Here is a 16,974-nt window from a genome sequence, read left to right as displayed (position 1 = left end):
TCGGCGTCTGGCATGACTGCGCCGGCCGACACCCTTCTGGATCGACTTGGCCGCTGGCTCGCCGGCCGGCTGCAGGATGAATCTTCGGGCTATGAGCCCTATACGCCATCCGATGCCGAAACACTGCGCCGTACCCTACAACCCGGCGATATCCTGCTCATCGAAGGCAACCAAAAAATATCGGCGGTGATCAAGTATCTCACCCAGTCGACCTGGTCGCATGCGGCCTTCTATGTCGGTGATGCCTTGCCGCAGCCCGATGACGGTTCGGAGCGGCCACGCCTGATCGAGGTCACGCTCGGCGAAGGTTGCGTCGCCGTACCGCTCTCGCGCTACCGCACCTACAATACACGCATCTGCCGGGCGAGCGGGCTGACTCCCGAGGATCGCGACAAGGTCGTTACCTTCATGATCGGCAAGCTCGGCCTGAGATACGACCTCAAGAACATTTTCGACATGCTGCGGTTTTTCCTCCCGGCGCCGCCGGTGCCGGTGCGCTGGCGCCGCCGGATGCTGGCATTCGGCTCCGGCGATCCGACGAGGGCAATCTGCTCTACGCTGATCGCCGAAGCCTATGGCCAGGTCCGCTATCCGATCCTGCCCGAGATCGCCCGTGCGCCCGGTCGCGCCTCGGCGCAGTCGAACTATATGCGACGGGAAATCCTGCACATCCGCCACCACTCGCTGTACACGCCACGCGACTTCGACCTGTCGCCCTATTTCCGCATCGTCAAGCCGACGCTGGAGTATGGTTTCGACTACCGGGCGGTGACCTGGGAAGACAAGGCAAGCGAAGACGCCGCAGCCGCAAAGGCTGGAGCAATCGCCTCAGACACGTGATGGCTTTCGGCCTGGGTCAGGACACGCCGTGTGGCGCGGCCGACCGCTATCCGGCCGAGGTGCGGGCGTTTCGCATGGCGGCCTGTATCACGCCGAAACCGCAATAGCGCCTTGGTCTTCGGCTCTGTGCTCGACCCAGACATGGACCGGTTCGTCCCGGCCGCGGATACTCACCGGCCCATGATCGCGCGCATTCAACTGTGTCGTGGGCGATTCCGCCTTTGCGGCCTCAATCAGTCGTGACCCAAAGCAAATATTCGCCTGAAGCTCGCGGCAGAGCGACTGCAAACGGCTGGCGACATTGACGGTGTCACCCACCACCGCGAAGGACAGATTGCGCTCGCTGCCGACCGCGCCGATGACGACTGCGCCATATTGTGCACCGATCCGAACGTCCAGGGGCGGGTACCCCCTGGACACACGCTGCACATTCCATGCTTCGAGAGCGGCGACCATCGCTTCAGCGCACTGGATGGCGCGAGTGGCGTCGTCATGGCTGGTTTGCGGAACCCCGAATGTCGCCATGATGCAATCGCCGATATAGTTATCGACGGTGCCATGGTGGTCGAAAACGACCTGCTCCATGCGACGGTGGAACTGACGCAGAAGTTCGAACACTGCTTCGGCCGGATGATCCTCGGAATAGTGTGTGAAGCCTACGATGTCGGCGAACAGCACCGCGATATCCTGCCGGCGGACCGGGCCGAAGGGCTCGTCATCCGTGGCGAGCTGGTCGACCACATTGGGCGAAAAATGCCGGGCGAGATTGGCGCGGGCGCGCTCTGCCTTGACATAGTCTTCCGACAGGTGTCGGGAACGATAGACGACCAACGCCATGATCGCGCCGATAATCAACACAACCAACATGTTGGTCGCCTGCGCGAATGTATCGACGAAGTTGGGGTTGAGATAGAGGTTCAGTCGCTCCGTCATCGGCAGCGAATAGAGGTTTGTCGCCGGAATGACGGTTCCCGGGTGAAAAATCACCCATCCCACCCCGATCGCCCACGTCAAGGCCGCGAGCGCGCCGAGATAGAGCGCCAATCGTGTCGAAAGGGTCAGCGCGCCAAGGCATACGAAAATCAGCAGGAATTTGAAGCTGCCCTCGCGCAGTTGCATCGCGGCCGGCGCGACCTCCAGCGAAAACGGGTTGGGCGTCACCAGCAGAACGGTCAACAGAATGATGTCCAGCGTACCGACGAGGTAACCGATCCACCATGGCGCCGTGCGACGGCGCGCAAAGAGAAACTGGATCAGGCCGACGAGTTGGAACAGCACGAGGCCCGCCAGCACGAAGAGCAGCGAGGCATCCCAGCGACTGATCAATGAAAAGAAGCAGGAGATCACGGCGAGCGATGCCGTACGCGCCCAGAACTGCAATCCAGCACCCTGGCGTTCTGCGCGCTCCCGCAAATTTTTCAGGCGCGAATAGCGGCGAAGTTCAAGTGTTGGCGCGGTCGGCATAAGGTCACTTCGATTTGACGGGGACGTGTCACGCATTCGGCAAACCCGCCCGCTACAATCTGGGGATCAGTGCACGAACTCTATCATGACTCAGCGCCGTCGGAGTGGTGCGCGACAAGCTCAGCCGCCAGATGCAACGATTTGGCCGTGTCAGGCCGGCAAAGGACGACGTCCCTTTGCAGGAGCGGCGCGTCGGTCGGCCGCCCCGGCATCGCGCGGGTGCGGCCCGATCGGCATGATCGCCGGAAACGGCGTCGCCCCGAAGGCAAAGGTCCATTTGTAGCCGGTGAGCTGGTCCTCCGGCGTGGTGTGCTGGTCGTGATGGGCAAGCAGCCTGGCGCGTTCGGCGAGTTCCTGGGCCTCGCGTCGCAGCATTTCCGCCGTTTCCGGCCGCATCCGCCTGGAAAAGCTGATGAAGGTCGCGGCCTGTTCCATATGGCCGATCGCCCAGCCGATGAAGTTCTTGTTGGTCATTTCGAAATGCGGCTTCAGCGGCCCCTCGAAATCCCACTGGATCGGCGTGTCGACGAGCAATTTTGCCGACAGCCCGCGCCCCAGCGCCACCAGCCCGAGTTCCTCGAGGTCGCGCAGATAGAGGAACATCGAAGCTTCGCTCAGGCCTTGCGAGCGCATGATGCCTTCGGCCGTGAATTTCTCCGACAGCATGATGAAGACGAAGAGCAGCGCCGGCCGCGCCGCCAGCCTGCGCTCGATTTCCGGCGCGACGCGGTTGGCCGGACCAGGCCCCCGGTTCATCGCGCCGAGCACGTTCTCCAGCTCGACATCCACCGCGGCGCAGATCTCCATCAGCCGGTCCAGCTTGCAGTTGCGCTCATGGAAGATGCGCTTCACCGTCGGCTCGGAAATGCCCACGCGCTCGGCCAGCGTGCGATAGGTCAGGCCCTTGGCCTTGAGCGTCCGTTTCAGCGCCTCGAAGATCGGACCGTTCATGGACTGCGCCTCATTCGTGCGAATTCGTATTGAATGGCGATACTAGCTTTGTTCTGACTTCCAGGAAAGTATCGAAAACACTAGCTCTCCGCCGTCATCACAGGAGAGCACCCATGAAACATCTGATCGCCTCAACCGCCTTCGCCGCCATCGCCGCTGCCGCTGTATCTGCCGCGCAGGCCGGCGAACTCTGGCGCGCCTCCGGCTTCGAGCAGCCGGAATCCGCCCTTGTCGATGCCGCCCACAACCGCATCGTCGTCTCCAATATCGTCGGCAGTCCCGGCGCCGTGGACGGCAACGGCTATTTGTCGCTTCTGTCGATGGACGGCAAGGTTATCGCCCGCCACTGGGTGGACGGCATGGACGCGCCCAAGGGCATGGCGATTTCCGCTGGCAAGCTCTACGCCGCCGACATCACCAAGGTGCGCGTCGTCGATCTCGCCAGTGGGAAACTGGTCGCCACCATCGAGGTGCCGGGCGCCGTGTTTCTCAACGACATGACGCAGGACAGCGCGGGCAAGGTCTACGTCAGCGACATGCTGGCCGACGCGATCTACCGCATCGACGGCGACAAGCCGGAACTGTTCGTCAAGGATGCGCTGCTGGCCTCGCCCAATGGTGTGTTCGCCGATGGCGGCAGGCTGATCGTCGCCTCCTGGGGCAAGGGCATCAAGCCCGATTTCAGCACGGCGGAGCCGGGCGGCCTGCTGTCGGTCGACCTCGCCACGAAGAAAATCACACCGCTGCCGGGCGCTCAAGAATTCGCCGACCTCGACGGGGTCATCGCCATTCGTGACACCATCTACGCCACCGCCTACATGACCGGCACGCTTTACAGCTACAAGCCTGGCGGCGCGCCGACAGCTATTGCGCAGTTCAAGCCGGGCAGCGCCGACATCGGCACCGACGGCGAAAAGATCTTCGTGCCGCTGATGGGCGAAGGCGAGATCGTGGCACTATCGCTGGAATGAGCCATGCGGCGGTGGAGAAGCCTTGAAACGCTGGCGCTGTCCCGCCGACGTTTCGGATTCATGCACTGCAGTGGCATTCTGAAGCCACCTCGGCCCGACGCGAGCCGCTCATTGCGTCAGTCCGATCCCTGCCAGCTTGTCTGGATTGCGGGCGGCTTGGCGGCTCAGCCTTGCGGGTTCTGCGCCGCGGTGATCTTGAGCCGCACACCCCTGCCGCCGCGCTCGCTGGCCTGGTTCTCGCCGATCAGCTCCACGCCGACCTCTTCGAGCGCCTGGATGACCTTCATCAGCGTGTCGACCACGCCCCTGACGACCCCGGCGCTTGCTTCCATGCGCTGGATCGTCGGCAGCGAGACTCCGGCTCGCTCGGCGAGCGTCTTCTGGTCGATGCCGGTCAACGCCCGCGCGGCGCGCATCTGTGCGGCAGTGATCATCGGCCGGAATCCATCTCTGAATCTATAAAAGATGCATATTGTAAATATTACAATGTCTCAAGCATCATTTTGCATGCATTAAACATCGTCACTGTCGGCCACCATTTTGCGTCGCTGCAGCAGGCGTGCCGCAAGCCAGCACAGCATGGCCCAGGCAAAGCCCGCGCACCAGCCGGCAAGCACGTCGGACGGCCAATGCACGCCGAGATAGACGCGGCTGGTGCCGACCAGCACGGTGATCAGCACGGCAAGGCAAAGCACGAAGATCTTCGTCCTGCGATCCGGAAGGAAGCGCGCGGCGAGCGTGCCGAGCGTGAGATAAGTCACCGCCGACAGCATGGCGTGCCCGCTTGGAAAGGACAGCGACGTCTCGTTGACCAGATGCGAGACGAGATCGGGCCGCGGCCGGTCGACCTCGAGCTTGAGCAGACTGGAAAGCACTTGCCCGCCGGCTATGGCGGCGAATACGAACAGCGCCGTCCCCGGCCTGCGGATCAAAAGCAGGTAGATGATCGTCGCCGTCGTGATCAGCACCAGCACGGCGGAGCTGCCGAGGGCGGTGACATCGCGAACAGCACCCTGCAGCCAGGCCGGGCCGATCGGGCTGTCCGGCTGCCCGACATGGCGGAAGGCAAGCAGGATTTCGGTATCGAAGGTGTGGGGCGTTGTCGCGCGCGCGGCCTCCATCGATTCCACAAAACCCCACAGCCCGCCGGCGATCACCAGCCCGGCCAGAAGCAGGGGGAATTCGATCTTGGTAAGCAATGCGCCGACGGATGGCTTCATCAAAGACCCGGGGTTAGAGCTTCTGCATATAGGGCCCAAGCGTGATCAGCGCGACGGCGGCGATCGCCAAGACCATGCCGGTCGCCTGAAGCGTATTGAGCCGTTCGCCGAAGAAAGCGATCGCCACGACATTGACCGAGACCAGCTGGATCACTGCCGACAGGCTGAACGACACCGACATGCCGAACTCGCGCACGAGCCTCAGCATGATCAGATTGCCGGCGGAATAGAGCGCGAGCGTCAAAAGCATTTTGCCGAGGCTCGGCGCCAGCCCCCATTGCTTGGCCGCCGCTGCCGCCAGCAGGAACATCACCGTCGAGGCGCCAAGCTGCGCCAGTCCCCAGAAACTCACCTTGCCGTCCCCATTTGAAGCGCCGTCGCCACGCAGGCCGCAGCCCTTGTTTCGCAAGCGGGTGAAGCCGTCAAGCTGATTGCGGCGGGCCGTGCGCGCTCACAAGGGATCGAAGCAGGGTTGTCGTAAAGGTCGCCGCTGTGACCCGGGGACTGGACGCCGCTCGATCACGGATGGCGCATCCGAAACCAAGGCAAACTCATCAGCCGGCAAACAACTATTGCAATTTGATCACGGCGATGTCACGAAAATGTGATCGGGGTGCTTTAGGGGTCGAAAGGTCAAAAACTCAAGCCACCTCAAGAAGCCAGAGGAACAGCCCATGACCGTGACCCCTGAGACCCGCTTCCGCACCAGCCAGCTCGAGGAAAATGACGGGCCGCCCGTCAACCCGACCGACAACCGCACCATGGGCGAGATCATCGCCGCGCGTTTCTCGCGCCGCGGTTTTCTCATGGGCTCGCTGGCCGTCTCGGCCATCGCCGCCACCGTCAGCCCGCTGGCGCTGGTCGCCGCCGACGAGGCGCGCGCCGCCGAAGGCTCCGCTTTCAAATTCGACGAGCTCGAGGCCGGCATCGACGACAAGCATCATGTCGCGCCGGGCTATGATGCCGACGTGCTGCTGCGCTGGGGCGACCCGCTCTTTGCCGATTCGCCGGAATTCGATCCGGCAAAACAGTCGGCCGAGGCCCAGGCAAAACAGTTCGGCTACAACAACGATTATGTCGGCTTTATCCCGATCGACGGCTCCGCCGAGCATGGCCTCCTGGTCGTCAACCACGAATACACCGACCCGCATCTGATGTTCCCCGGCATCGTCAAGGTCGTCGAGAAAGATGGCAAGAAGGCCGCCGAGGTCGCACCGCTGAGCAAGGAGCAGGTCGATGTCGAGATGGCCGCGCATGGCGGCACCATCGTCGAGATCCGCAAGCAAGACGGCAAATGGCAGGTGGTGCGCGACGGCCAGCTCAACCGCCGCATCACCTCCAACACCGAAATGGCGCTTTCCGGCCCGGTCGCCGGCCATGACCGTGTCAAGACCAATGCCGATCCGTCCGGCGCCAAGGTCATCGGCACCGTCAACAACTGCGCCGGCGGCGTCACGCCCTGGGGCACCTATGTGATGGCCGAGGAGAACATCCACGGCTATTTCTCGGGCGAGCTGCCGGAGGGCCACAAGGAAGCCGCCAATTACAAGCGTCTCGGCATCCCGGAAGGCGCCTATGAATGGAGCGCGCATTACGACCGCTTCAACCTCGCCAAGGAGCCGAACGAGCCGAACCGTTTCGGCTGGATCGTCGAGGTCGACGTCAACGACCCGAACTCGGTGCCGAGGAAGCGCACCGCCATGGGCCGCTTCAAGCATGAGGGCGCCGAATCGATCGTCGCCAAGGACGGCCGCGTCGTCTTCTATCTCGGCGACGACGAGCGTTTCGACTATGTCTACAAATTCGTCACCGCCGGCAAGTTCAATCCCGATGACCGCGCGGCCAACATGGACCTGCTCGACGACGGCACGCTGCATGTGGCCAAGTTCGCCGAGGACGGTTCGGTCGAATGGATGCCGATCGTGTTCGGAGAGGGTCCGCTGACTGCGGAGAACGGTTTTGCTTCTCAGGCCGACGTGCTGATCGAGACACGGCGCGCCGCCGACCTGCTCGGCGCCACCAAGATGGACCGCCCCGAAGACATCCAGCCCAATGCCGGCAACGGCAAGGTCTATGTCATGCTGACCAACAATTCGAAGCGCAAGGCCGAGCAGGTCGACGCCGCCAACCCGCGCGCCAAAAATGCCTTCGGCCATATCATCGAGATCGTCGAGGACGGCGGTGATTTCGCCGCCACCAGGGGCAAGTGGGAAGTGCTGTTGAAATGCGGCGATCCTTCCGTTGCCGATGTCGGCGCCACCTTCTCGACCGCGACCACCGCCAATGGCTGGTTCGGCATGCCCGACAACTGCGCCGTGGATTCTGCCGGTCGCCTGTGGGTCGCCACCGACGGCCAGGGCCCGAAAGCCACCGGCCGCACCGACGGTCTGTGGGCCGTCGACACGGAAGGGGCCGCGCGGGCGACCTCAAAACTGTTCTTCCGCGTGCCGATCGGCGCCGAAATGTGCGGCCCGCTGTTCGCGCCGGATGACCAGACCGCCTTTGTCGCCGTGCAGCATCCGGGCGATGGCGGCGAGGACTGGGAAGGTTTTGGCCGGCCTTCCTATTACGAGGATCTGTCGACCCGCTGGCCGGACTTCAAGCCGGATATGCCGGTGCGTCCGTCCGTCGTCGCCATTACGAAACAGGGCGGCGGCAAGATCGCGGTCTAATGCATGTCGCCCAGAAGTGTACGCGGTTCTGGGACAACGACATGCATAAAAACAAGGACTTAAAGCGCGTCGCCTGAATCCGTTTCAGCGCGACGCGCTTTAACGAAGGCGCGTCGGTCGAAAGAACCATCACAGACGTTGGGGATTAGCGGAGCCTCCCCAGCGTCGTCATCCCAGGGCGAAGCAGGAGCGAAGCTCCGTCGCGAGGCCCTGGGGTCCACGCCGTTACCTTGGTCGTAGGGTGCAGCGGAGCAGAATTCCGGACCGCTGCAGCGCCTCAGAGCCCCGGCATTGATCCTCGGGCCCACGCGTCCCTTCGCTCCCGCTCCGCCCGTGGATGACGAAGTCACGGCGCCTTCGAGCCAATCTCCCGGGTCCAACTATCCCGCCCGTTCAACCACGGCCATGTTCATCCTGCTTCTCGATATCCGCGAGACCGTTCCGGCCGCGATGGGCGACAGCGGGCGCTTTCGGACATTTGCCCTTCATTCGCCGCCAATTGCATCCTATATCGCGCTGGCGCGACGTGGGCGGCAATTCGGTCGCGTCCGCGATTCGGGCCTCCACAGCGGTCGCGCTGGGCTGAGGGTCCTCCCATCCACCGGCACGCGGAGCTCATGGCGCCCCTGCGCATCTATTTCGACAGGCTTCTCGACGGCGCGGCGCCCAAGGTTCCGCGGCGCGAGCTGACGCATCTCGAGCGCCTGGCGCTGATGCGCCGGCATGGCGATTTCTCGCTCGCCTATTCGACGGCCGTGCAGCAGAAACTGTCCTATTTCGGCGATGCCGACGGTTATATCGCCTTCGGCACCAAGATGAGGCACCATTTCGCGCTCGGCGATCCGGTGGTCGATCCGGCGGATCGCCCGGCCTACATCAAGCGCTTCGTCGAGGCCGCCGGCGGCCCCTGGTTCGTCCAGGTCGGCGCCGCCACGGCCAAGGTGCTGGCTGGGCTCGGTTATCAGGTCAATCGCCTCGGCATCGACACCAGCCTGCTGCTGCCGGCGCATGATTTTTCCGGCAAGCGCAACGAGACCGTGCGCTATTCCGAGCGCTGGCTGACCAGGAAAGGCTTCACGCTCGCCGAGGACAAGGACAACATGCTGCTCGACGAGGTCGGGCGGCTTTCCGACAATTGGCGCGGCGAGCGTATCGTCAAACGCTGGGAGATGGGCTTCCTCAACCGCCGCTTCGCCGACCATCTCGGCACCGACATGCGCCGCTTCGTCCTGCACAGCCCCGAGGGCGAGCTTACCGCCATCCTCGATTTCGATCCGATGTTCAGCGACGGCAAGCTCATCGGCTACACCACGGCCTTCAAGCGCAAGCAGATCGGCGCCACGCCGCATGCCGAGATCGGACTGACCAAATTCGCCGTCGACCGCTTCCGCGAGGAAGGCATCTCGGTGGTGACACTGGGTTTGTCGCCGATGGTCGATATCGAGCCGAGCGGCTTTGCCGAGTCGGATTTCTGGCGCGGCGCCTTCCAGCGCGCCTACCAGTCGCCCTGGGTCAACCGCTCGCGCTTCAATCTGCAGGGCCAGGCAGCCTTCAAGCGCCGCTTCCACGGTGTCGAGGAGCCGACCTATATCGCGTTCCGCAAGGGGACCTTCGTGGAGATGCTAGGGCTGCTGCGTTTGATCAAGGCGATCTGAAGGAGGCTGGCGGGTTTCGCGATTGGCCGAAACCTCGCAGCTTCGTCATCCACGGGCGAAGCAAGGAGCGAAGCGACGCAGCGCAGACCCGAGGATCCATGCCGTGACGGGACAGGCGTCGGGGCTAATTTTCTAAGCCTTGCGGGCGCCCAAGTGCGGTACAGCGAATGTCAATTCCTCAACCTGTATCCCGTCTTGAAGATCCAGGCCACGATCGCGATGCAGACGCCCAAAAACACCAGCGTCATGCCGAGGCTGACGCCGACCGAAACGTCGGCCTTGCCGTAGAAGCTCCAGCGGAACCCGCTGATCAGATAGACGACCGGGTTGAACAGCGTGATCGTCTTCCAGATGCCGGGCAGCATGTGGATCGAATAGAAGCTGCCGCCGAGGAAGGTGAGCGGCGTGACGATCAAGAGCGGCACCAGCTGCAGCTGCTCGAAGGTTTTCGCCCAGATGCCGATGATGAAGCCGAACAGGCTGAAGGTCACCGCCGTCAGCACCAGGAAGGCGATCATCCAGAACGGATGCTCGATCCTCAGCGGCACGAACAATGCCGCTGTGCCTAGGATGATCAGGCCGAGTATGATCGATTTTGTCGCCGCACCGCCGACATAGGCGATGATGATCTCCAGATAGGACACCGGCGCCGACAGGAGCTCGTAGATCGAGCCGACGAATTTCGGGAAATAGATGGCGAAGGAGGCGTTCGAGATCGATTGCGTCAACAGCGACAGCATCATCAGGCCGGGCACGATGAAGGCGCCGTAGCTGATGCCGTCGATTTCGGTGATGCGCGAGCCGATGGCCGAGCCGAAGACGACGAAATAAAGCGATGTCGAGATGACCGGCGAGATGATGCTCTGCAGCACCGTGCGGAAGGCACGCGCCATCTCCACCCGGTAGATCGCCCACACCGCACGAAGATTCATGGCCGCGCGAGGGTTCATGGCTCTTGCCTCAAAAGATTGACGAAGATCTCTTCGAGCGAGCTGTTCTTGGTGTCGAGATCGCGGAACTGGATACCGGCCGCCTCGAGGTCGCGGATCAGCGAGGCGACGCCCGGCCGGTCGCTCTGGTTGTCGTAGGTGTAGGTGAGCTGGCTGCCGTCCGTGGACAGCTCCAGCGCGTAGCGCGACAGGCCGTCCGGAACAGCCGAAAGCGGCGCCCGCAGCTCCAGCTTCATCTGCTTGCGGCCAAGCTTGCGCATCAGCTCGGCCTTGCCCTCGACCAGGATGATCTCGCCGCGGTTGATGACGCCGACGCGATCGGCCATCGCCTCGGCTTCCTCGATGTAATGCGTGGTGAGGATGATGGTGACGCCGTCTTCGCGCAGCCGCCGCACCATCGCCCACATGTCCTGGCGCAGTTCCACGTCGACGCCGGCCGTCGGTTCGTCGAGGAACAGCACGCGCGGCTCATGCGACAGCGCCTTGGCGATCATCAGCCGGCGTTTCATGCCGCCGGACAGCGTGATCGCTTTCGAATCCTTCTTTTCCCACAACGAGAGGTCGCGCAGCACCTTCTCGACGAAATCCTGGTTGGGCGCCTTGCCGAACAGGCCGCGGCTGTAATTCACCGTCGCCCAGACCGTCTCGAAGGCATCGATGGTCAGTTCCTGCGGCACCAGCCCGATCAGGCTGCGCGCCGCGCGATAGTCCTTGCCGATGTCGTGGCCGTCGACGCTGACGCTGCCCGACGAGCGGTTGACGATGCCGCAGACGATCGAGATCAGCGTCGTCTTGCCGGCGCCGTTGGGGCCGAGCAGCGCGAAGATCTCGCCCCGCTCTATGTCGAGATTGATTTCCTTCAGCGCCTTGAAGCCGGTGGCATAGGTTTTCGTGACACCGGAGATCGAGATGATGGATGACATGCTGAAATACGGCCGGCTGGAAATTGTGACCTGATATAGGTCGGTTGCCGTTTTATGCAAACCGTTAATCGATGCCGCTCCTGACAGCTCTGGACAGTGACATCCCAACTGACGGTCCTGCCAGACCAGTTATACCGTCCGCGGCGACTGGAGCGCCGGCGCCGGCGCCTGCTTCTTTCTCCCCGTTTACGGGGAGAAATGCCCGGTCCACCCTCCGTAGCTGCAGCTCAGCTGCAGCGAAGGATGGGCAGGGCAATGAGGGGCGACGCTAACTTGGCAAGCAAAGCGATACGGTGCGCTTTTCGGGAGATGCCTATATCACAAACGCCTGCGCTGCCCCTCATCCGTCACTTCGTGACACCTTCTCCCCGTGAAACGGGGAGAAGGCCTTAACCTTGCTCGGTCCAGAACGCGATCTCCTGCGCCTTGGTCCCGAGCTCCGTCTTCAGCCATGTGTCGTCGTCGTCCAGATAGCTCCATGGCGTCTTGCCCTGCGCCTGCATCTCGCGGATGTAGGAGCGGTAGCGGTAGTGGCTGTAGACCGACATCGCGTAGGTGGCATAGGCGGCGGCGAGCTTCCTGTGGCCGCGGATGATCACCAGGTTCTCGTCGTTCTTCTCGCTCGCCGGCGCCGAGAAATTGTGGCTGCCGGTCACCACCACGCAGTCGTTCGAATGGGGGTCGGTCACCAGGATCTTCGAGTGCACGATGGCGTGGCCGATCTGCGACAGGAAGGTGCGCCGGTTGACCTCGGCGATCCACGGCCCGAGCGGCGCGTCGAGGCCCTGCGGCTGCGCCACCGCATAGCGGTCCGGCGTGAATGTCCGGTCGCTGCTCACCAGGTCGATGTCGAGGAAATTCTGTTCGGTGCCGCCCTCGTCCGCGCTGAGCGTCGAGACCACGCCGCGCACATACATGCCCTTTTCCCTGGCGCGCTGCCCGGCCAGCGTGTGCAGCCCCTGCTTGCCCGGCGTGAACATCAGGAAAAGCACCGCCTGCCTGGCCGAGGTGATGACCTCGCGCAGCGCCGCCATGTCGGCGCCGTTCGACGTGCGGGTGAACCACACGGTCGCCTTGGCCGTTCCGACTGAGAAGGTTTTGGGCGCGTCGTTGTCGGCCATCAGCGCCGGCGTGAAATTGGCCGGGTCGGTCTTCGGCGGCGAGGCGTCCTTCAACAGGTCCCAGTGCTTGCGGTAATGCTCCGCGACCGCCGCGTCCTCGATCAGAAGGCCGTTGTTGACCTGCGTGCACAGGCCGGTCGTGCTCCAGTTGGTGCTGCCCGTCCACACCATCTTCGGCTCGCCGGCTTCCGAAACGACGACGAACTTGTTGTGGCCGAGACCTTTCGATTTCAGCATCCGGTCGATGGTCGCAATGCCGTGGTCGTTGAGGTTCTTGCGCGCGTCCTGGTTGCCGTCGCCGCTTGTGTCGGAGCCGTTGGCGAGGATGAGATGGAGCCGCGGCCCAAGCCCGATCAGCGCCGTCTCCAGCGTGGCGTCGCCGAGCTCGTAGAGCGCGGCATGCAATTCGTCGCCGGCAACCTGCGTCAGCCCGACCATGCGCAGCCCGAGATCGCCCTCGAGGAAAGCGCGGAACTTGGCGTCGCCATTGGTCTGCAGGCTCTTCTTGAAGGCCGCGGGCGAGAGCTTGTTCCTGGCCATGTAGCGGGCAACGAATTGCGACAACACCAGGCCGCGGTTGAAGTAGCAGGAAAAGCCGCCGCCGGCGTCGGTGGCGAGCGTCTTCCAGTCCGTCCAGTCGCTCGACACGCCCTTGGTCAGCGGCTTGCCGGGGCCGGCGCTCATCATCGCCGTCACCCGGTAGCGCACGACATTGCCGACATCGGCGGCATGGTCGGTCCAGTTGAAGCGCTGGAAAGGCCACACGTCGGACGGCCTGTGGTCGCCCGATACCGGCTTGTCCTTGGGGAAGCCGACACGGTTCTCCACCGGCTCGATCTTCTCGGTCGCGCCGACCTTGCGGCCACGCTCCAGAAGGAAGCCCCGGCATCCCGCGATGAATTCGCTGGGCGCCCAGGCGACGAAGGCGTCGTCGCCATTGGTGTAGACGGAAACTTTTATGTCGATGGCCATCTATCGTTCCTCCACGATGCGGCACCGGCATGTCCGGCCCATCAATGCCGCCAACAGTTCTCGGCGCCGGAAGCAGGGCTCCGGATCAGCCGAAACAGAATTTGGAAAGGGTGACGGCGATGATTATGTGGCGGCAGAAGATCGGATGTCAATGTTTTGCAGCGTCAAGTATAATTCTATGAACTGCTTCACATTGCGGTTTGTTTGCCAGCAAAACAAAGGGCGGATGGTTAGGTTGCCGTTTGTCGGCGGGCAGGATTTTCACCGTTCCTTTCCGTGAAATCGGTGCAAGCGCCGGGAATTGGCCGGAACGGCCCGGCCTCGTCATCCACGGGCGGAGCAAGGAGCGTAGCGACGCGCGCAGACCCGAGGATCCATTCCGTGACGTATGAGCGCTGCTGCGGTGCAGAATTCTGCTCCGCTGCGCTCTTTGTTCAGCGTCACGGAATGGATTCCAGGGTCTCCGCGACGCCGCTTCGCGGCTGCTCCGCCCTGGAATGACGAGGTTCTGGCGGCGGCCGCCAATCGCCAAGGCAACTCCTCCGCCAACGCAGACACATACCCCAACGGTCCAAATCCCTGTGCCGGGGAACAGGCCACCCTCGTCAGCTCTTGCTGGAGGCCAGCACCAGCACCGGCTTCTCGCTGTAAAGCTGCGGGAACAGCGACTTCAAATTCTCGATCTTGGGCAGGTCGTTGTAGACGATATAGGGATAGGTCGGGTTCAGCGTCAGGAAGTCCTGATGGTAATTCTCGGCCGGGTAGAAGGTCTTGCCGGTTTCCAGCGTGGTGACGATCGGCTTGCCGAACACCTTGGCCTTGTCGAGCTGGGCGATGTAGCTCTCGGCGACCTTCTTCTGCTCGTCATTCTCGGCGAAGATCGTCGAGCGGTACTGCGTGCCCGAATCCGGCCCCTGGTAATTGAGCTGCGTCGGATTGTGCGCGACCGAGAAATAGACCTGCAGCAGCTGGCCGTAGGTGACCTTCGACGGATCGTAGGTGATCTCGACCGATTCGGCATGCCCGGTGCGGCCGGAACCGACCACCTCATAGACGGCGTTTTCGGCGCTGCCGCCGGTGTAGCCCGAAACCGCCTTGCTCACGCCCTTGACGTGCTGGAACACGCCCTGCACGCCCCAGAAGCAGCCGCCGGCGAAGATCGCCTTTTCGCTGCCGCTCGCCGCCTTTTCGTCCATCGCCGGCGGCGGGATCACCACCGCATCCTCGGCCGAGCGGGCCGGGCTCTGCCAGAAGACGGCCGCGGCCGCGCTGAGCACCAGCGCCGCCAGCGCGCTCTTGGCAAGGAATGGCCGCCGCGCGGCTTTCTTTTCAATGCCGTTCATGTTGGGTCTCCTTGTTGTTGTTTCACTATATACGAATGAAGCCGCCAAGGGGTTCTCACTTTGCCGTGCGGCGGTGTGTAACCGCCGACGGCGCTCCCCTCATCCGGCCGCTTCGCGGCCACCTTCTCCCCGAGGGGAGAAGAGAGCGCCGGCGCTGAAAGTCTCCTCTCCCCACCGGGGAGAGGTCGGCCGAGCGAAGCGGAGGCCGGGTGAGGGGCAGCGCTCGACCCACCCTTACTGAGCGGTGGTGTCCGCCGGCTTCATGGCGTCCGTTGCCGGCTTCATGGCGTCGGCAGGCTTCATGGCATCCGTGGCCGGCTTCATCGCCTGGGTGCTCATCGCATCGGGCTTCATGGCATCGGCGGGCTTCATCGCGTCCGTCGCCGGTTTCATGGCGTCGGTCGCCATCGCATTGGCCGGCTTCATGGCATTGGCCGTGTCGTCGGCGCGGGCGCCGGCAACGAAGACGGAAGCGCAAAGCGCGAAGGCGAGCGCCGGCAGCGTGAGGAACTTGGTCATGGATAGTCTCCTTGGGGTTTGGCGCGCGGAAGCGGGCCGGGTTATGCGTTGCCGCTTTTTCACGGCCCCGCGCGAAGAGAAAGAAAAGTCAGTTGACGGCCGCGGCCAGGATCGGCCCGCCGCGCGGCGCCTGCACCAGCACGGCGGTGCTGAGCCCGCCGCTGGCCGCCGGCAGCGGCAGCGTGGTCGCTTGCCCGTTCCAGCTGCCGAGTTTTGTGAGCGCATGCACGACATTGGCATGCGGCAGTGTGCGTCCGGTGTTTTCGCCGCGCGCCACCGGCACCTCCACGACGCCCCGGTTGTAGCGCACCAGCCAGATGTCGGCGCCGCCGCCCGGCGCCTTGCCGGCGCCGATGCTGACCTTGCCCTGCCCAAGCGAAAGGTCCGGACCTTGCGTGCGGCCGCCCTTGGCGATCAGGCTCTGGATCTCGCCGGGCGCAGCGCCCACCACATCGTGGCTGCCATTCACCACCACCTGCGGCGTGAACGGCCCGTCATGGCCGAGCGGCGGTTCGTAGGTCACCTGGCGGTCGGTGAATTCCTTGCGGCCGAAAGTATCCTTCCAGCCGAGATAGTCCCAGTAGGTGACGTTGAAAGACAGCGCCAGCACGCCCGGCTGATCCTTGACCTTGATCAGATTGGCGTTGGCCGGCGGGCAGGAGGAGCAGCCCTGGCTGGTGAACAGCTCGACCACGGTGAGCGGCTGTGCGGCAGCGGCGCCCATCGTCGCGGCAAGCATCGCGCCGGCGAGCAGCGCTTTGCCGATCCTTGTCTTCAATCCGGTCATGGGAAGCAGTCTCCGTTGCGGCGGGTCATGCTCCCATTTCGCTACGGCGGACGGCTTCGTTACAGCTTCACCGGTTTGTGATTGAGGCGCACTTTCCCTTCTCCCCTTGTGGGAGAAGGTGGATCGGCGCGCAGCGCCGAGACGGATGAGGGGTGTTCCAGCTTGACGTCGACGTCGATCCTAGTCACCGCCAAGGCTGCAGGTCGGTATCCTTTACATATGCGATGATCGTATCGCGGACGCCGTCCATGTCGTCGTCATTCCAAAAGCGCAATACCCGAAACCCTCTCGCCTTCAACTCGGCTCCGCGAGCCAAATCCGATTCCGAGTCCGCGTGCTGGCTACCATCAAGCTCGACAATCAGGCGCGCTTGGAGGCAAGCGAAATCGGCAATGTATTTTCCGATAGGCACCTGCCGGCGAAACTTGATCCGATCGAGTCTGCGGTCGCGCAGTTCCTGCCACAGTTTGTTCTCCGCTTCCGTCATTTCACGGCGGAGCGTGCGGGCAAAGCTGCGTTTGGCCTGGGTGGTCGGCTGATGCGGCATGGCGCTAGATTAGCCGGCCGCCCCGATCCGTCCAGCACC

Annotated in this window: 17 protein-coding genes; 5 read left to right on the top strand and 12 right to left on the bottom strand. The window is 63.4% G+C overall.

Annotation, left to right across the window (positions count from 1 at the left end):
• The first annotated feature begins 12 nt into the window (after nucleotides 1–12).
• On the top strand, nucleotides 13–840 hold the full coding sequence (locus ACWGS9_RS06675) for a C40 family peptidase (RefSeq protein ID WP_454504480.1): 828 nt from the start codon (nucleotides 13–15) through the stop codon (nucleotides 838–840).
• A gap of 87 nt (nucleotides 841–927) precedes the next feature.
• Here ACWGS9_RS06675 and ACWGS9_RS06670 read toward each other — a convergent pair whose 3' ends face one another.
• Nucleotides 928–2,304 (bottom strand): adenylate/guanylate cyclase domain-containing protein, encoded by a 1,377-nt coding sequence (locus tag ACWGS9_RS06670; RefSeq protein ID WP_454504479.1) that lies wholly within the window; start codon nucleotides 2,302–2,304, stop codon nucleotides 928–930.
• Nucleotides 2,305–2,454: 150 nt separating this feature from the next.
• Nucleotides 2,455–3,255: a helix-turn-helix domain-containing protein gene (locus tag ACWGS9_RS06665; protein ID WP_454504478.1), complete on the bottom strand. Its 801-nt coding sequence runs from the start codon at nucleotides 3,253–3,255 to the stop codon at nucleotides 2,455–2,457.
• 113 nt (nucleotides 3,256–3,368) lie between these two features.
• Between ACWGS9_RS06665 and ACWGS9_RS06660 the strand changes: the two genes are divergently transcribed.
• Nucleotides 3,369–4,226 (top strand): SMP-30/gluconolactonase/LRE family protein, encoded by an 858-nt coding sequence (locus tag ACWGS9_RS06660; protein ID WP_454504477.1) that lies wholly within the window; start codon nucleotides 3,369–3,371, stop codon nucleotides 4,224–4,226.
• A gap of 164 nt (nucleotides 4,227–4,390) precedes the next feature.
• Here ACWGS9_RS06660 and ACWGS9_RS06655 read toward each other — a convergent pair whose 3' ends face one another.
• The 3 genes from ACWGS9_RS06655 to ACWGS9_RS06645 form a co-directional block, all read right to left on the bottom strand.
• Nucleotides 4,391–4,660: a helix-turn-helix domain-containing protein gene (locus ACWGS9_RS06655; RefSeq protein WP_454504476.1), complete on the bottom strand. Its 270-nt coding sequence runs from the start codon at nucleotides 4,658–4,660 to the stop codon at nucleotides 4,391–4,393.
• Between the two features lie 78 nt (nucleotides 4,661–4,738).
• Nucleotides 4,739–5,446, bottom strand: coding sequence for a phosphatase PAP2 family protein (locus ACWGS9_RS06650; protein WP_454504475.1), 708 nt, complete (start codon nucleotides 5,444–5,446; stop codon nucleotides 4,739–4,741).
• Nucleotides 5,447–5,459: 13 nt separating this feature from the next.
• Nucleotides 5,460–5,798: a hypothetical protein gene (locus ACWGS9_RS06645; RefSeq protein WP_454504474.1), complete on the bottom strand. Its 339-nt coding sequence runs from the start codon at nucleotides 5,796–5,798 to the stop codon at nucleotides 5,460–5,462.
• A 322-nt stretch (nucleotides 5,799–6,120) separates the two neighbouring features.
• Here ACWGS9_RS06645 and ACWGS9_RS06640 point away from each other — a divergent pair, with 322 nt between their 5' ends.
• Both ACWGS9_RS06640 and ACWGS9_RS06635 read left to right on the top strand, forming a co-directional pair.
• On the top strand, nucleotides 6,121–8,118 hold the full coding sequence (locus ACWGS9_RS06640) for a PhoX family protein (protein ID WP_454504473.1): 1,998 nt from the start codon (nucleotides 6,121–6,123) through the stop codon (nucleotides 8,116–8,118).
• Between the two features lie 617 nt (nucleotides 8,119–8,735).
• A complete protein-coding gene (locus tag ACWGS9_RS06635) occupies nucleotides 8,736–9,773 on the top strand; it encodes a phosphatidylglycerol lysyltransferase domain-containing protein (RefSeq protein ID WP_454504472.1) in 1,038 nt (345 codons plus the stop codon).
• 170 nt (nucleotides 9,774–9,943) lie between these two features.
• On the opposite strand, the gene ACWGS9_RS06630 is transcribed toward ACWGS9_RS06635, so the two are convergent.
• From ACWGS9_RS06630 to ACWGS9_RS06620, 3 genes are all read right to left on the bottom strand, one after another.
• On the bottom strand, nucleotides 9,944–10,705 hold the full coding sequence (locus ACWGS9_RS06630; protein WP_454504544.1) for an ABC transporter permease: 762 nt from the start codon (nucleotides 10,703–10,705) through the stop codon (nucleotides 9,944–9,946).
• A 14-nt stretch (nucleotides 10,706–10,719) separates the two neighbouring features.
• Nucleotides 10,720–11,646 (bottom strand): ABC transporter ATP-binding protein, encoded by a 927-nt coding sequence (locus ACWGS9_RS06625; RefSeq protein WP_454504471.1) that lies wholly within the window; start codon nucleotides 11,644–11,646, stop codon nucleotides 10,720–10,722.
• 389 nt (nucleotides 11,647–12,035) lie between these two features.
• A complete protein-coding gene (locus tag ACWGS9_RS06620) occupies nucleotides 12,036–13,739 on the bottom strand; it encodes a phospholipase D-like domain-containing protein (protein WP_454504470.1) in 1,704 nt (567 codons plus the stop codon).
• Between ACWGS9_RS06620 and ACWGS9_RS06615 the strand changes: the two genes are divergently transcribed.
• Nucleotides 13,726–14,019: a hypothetical protein gene (locus ACWGS9_RS06615; RefSeq protein WP_454504469.1), complete on the top strand. Its 294-nt coding sequence runs from the start codon at nucleotides 13,726–13,728 to the stop codon at nucleotides 14,017–14,019. The genes ACWGS9_RS06620 and ACWGS9_RS06615 overlap by 14 nt on opposite strands.
• A gap of 325 nt (nucleotides 14,020–14,344) precedes the next feature.
• Here the strand turns inward: ACWGS9_RS06615 and msrA are convergent, their stop codons facing one another.
• From msrA to ACWGS9_RS06595, 4 genes are all read right to left on the bottom strand, one after another.
• Nucleotides 14,345–15,082: a peptide-methionine (S)-S-oxide reductase MsrA gene (gene msrA, locus ACWGS9_RS06610; RefSeq protein WP_454504468.1), complete on the bottom strand. Its 738-nt coding sequence runs from the start codon at nucleotides 15,080–15,082 to the stop codon at nucleotides 14,345–14,347.
• Nucleotides 15,083–15,316: 234 nt separating this feature from the next.
• The gene (locus tag ACWGS9_RS06605) at nucleotides 15,317–15,601 is read right to left on the bottom strand and encodes a hypothetical protein (protein WP_454504467.1); all 285 of its coding nucleotides are present in this window, start codon (nucleotides 15,599–15,601) and stop codon (nucleotides 15,317–15,319) included.
• Nucleotides 15,602–15,689: 88 nt separating this feature from the next.
• Nucleotides 15,690–16,388: a DUF1223 domain-containing protein gene (locus ACWGS9_RS06600; RefSeq protein ID WP_454504466.1), complete on the bottom strand. Its 699-nt coding sequence runs from the start codon at nucleotides 16,386–16,388 to the stop codon at nucleotides 15,690–15,692.
• 184 nt (nucleotides 16,389–16,572) lie between these two features.
• Nucleotides 16,573–16,935: an endonuclease domain-containing protein gene (locus ACWGS9_RS06595; RefSeq protein WP_454504465.1), complete on the bottom strand. Its 363-nt coding sequence runs from the start codon at nucleotides 16,933–16,935 to the stop codon at nucleotides 16,573–16,575.
• Nucleotides 16,936–16,974: the final 39 nt, after the last annotated feature.

Source organism: Mesorhizobium sp. Arg314, assembly GCF_053714275.1.
Note: the sequence above shows the minus strand (reverse complement) of the source record. Positions and strands in the feature narration are given on the sequence as shown.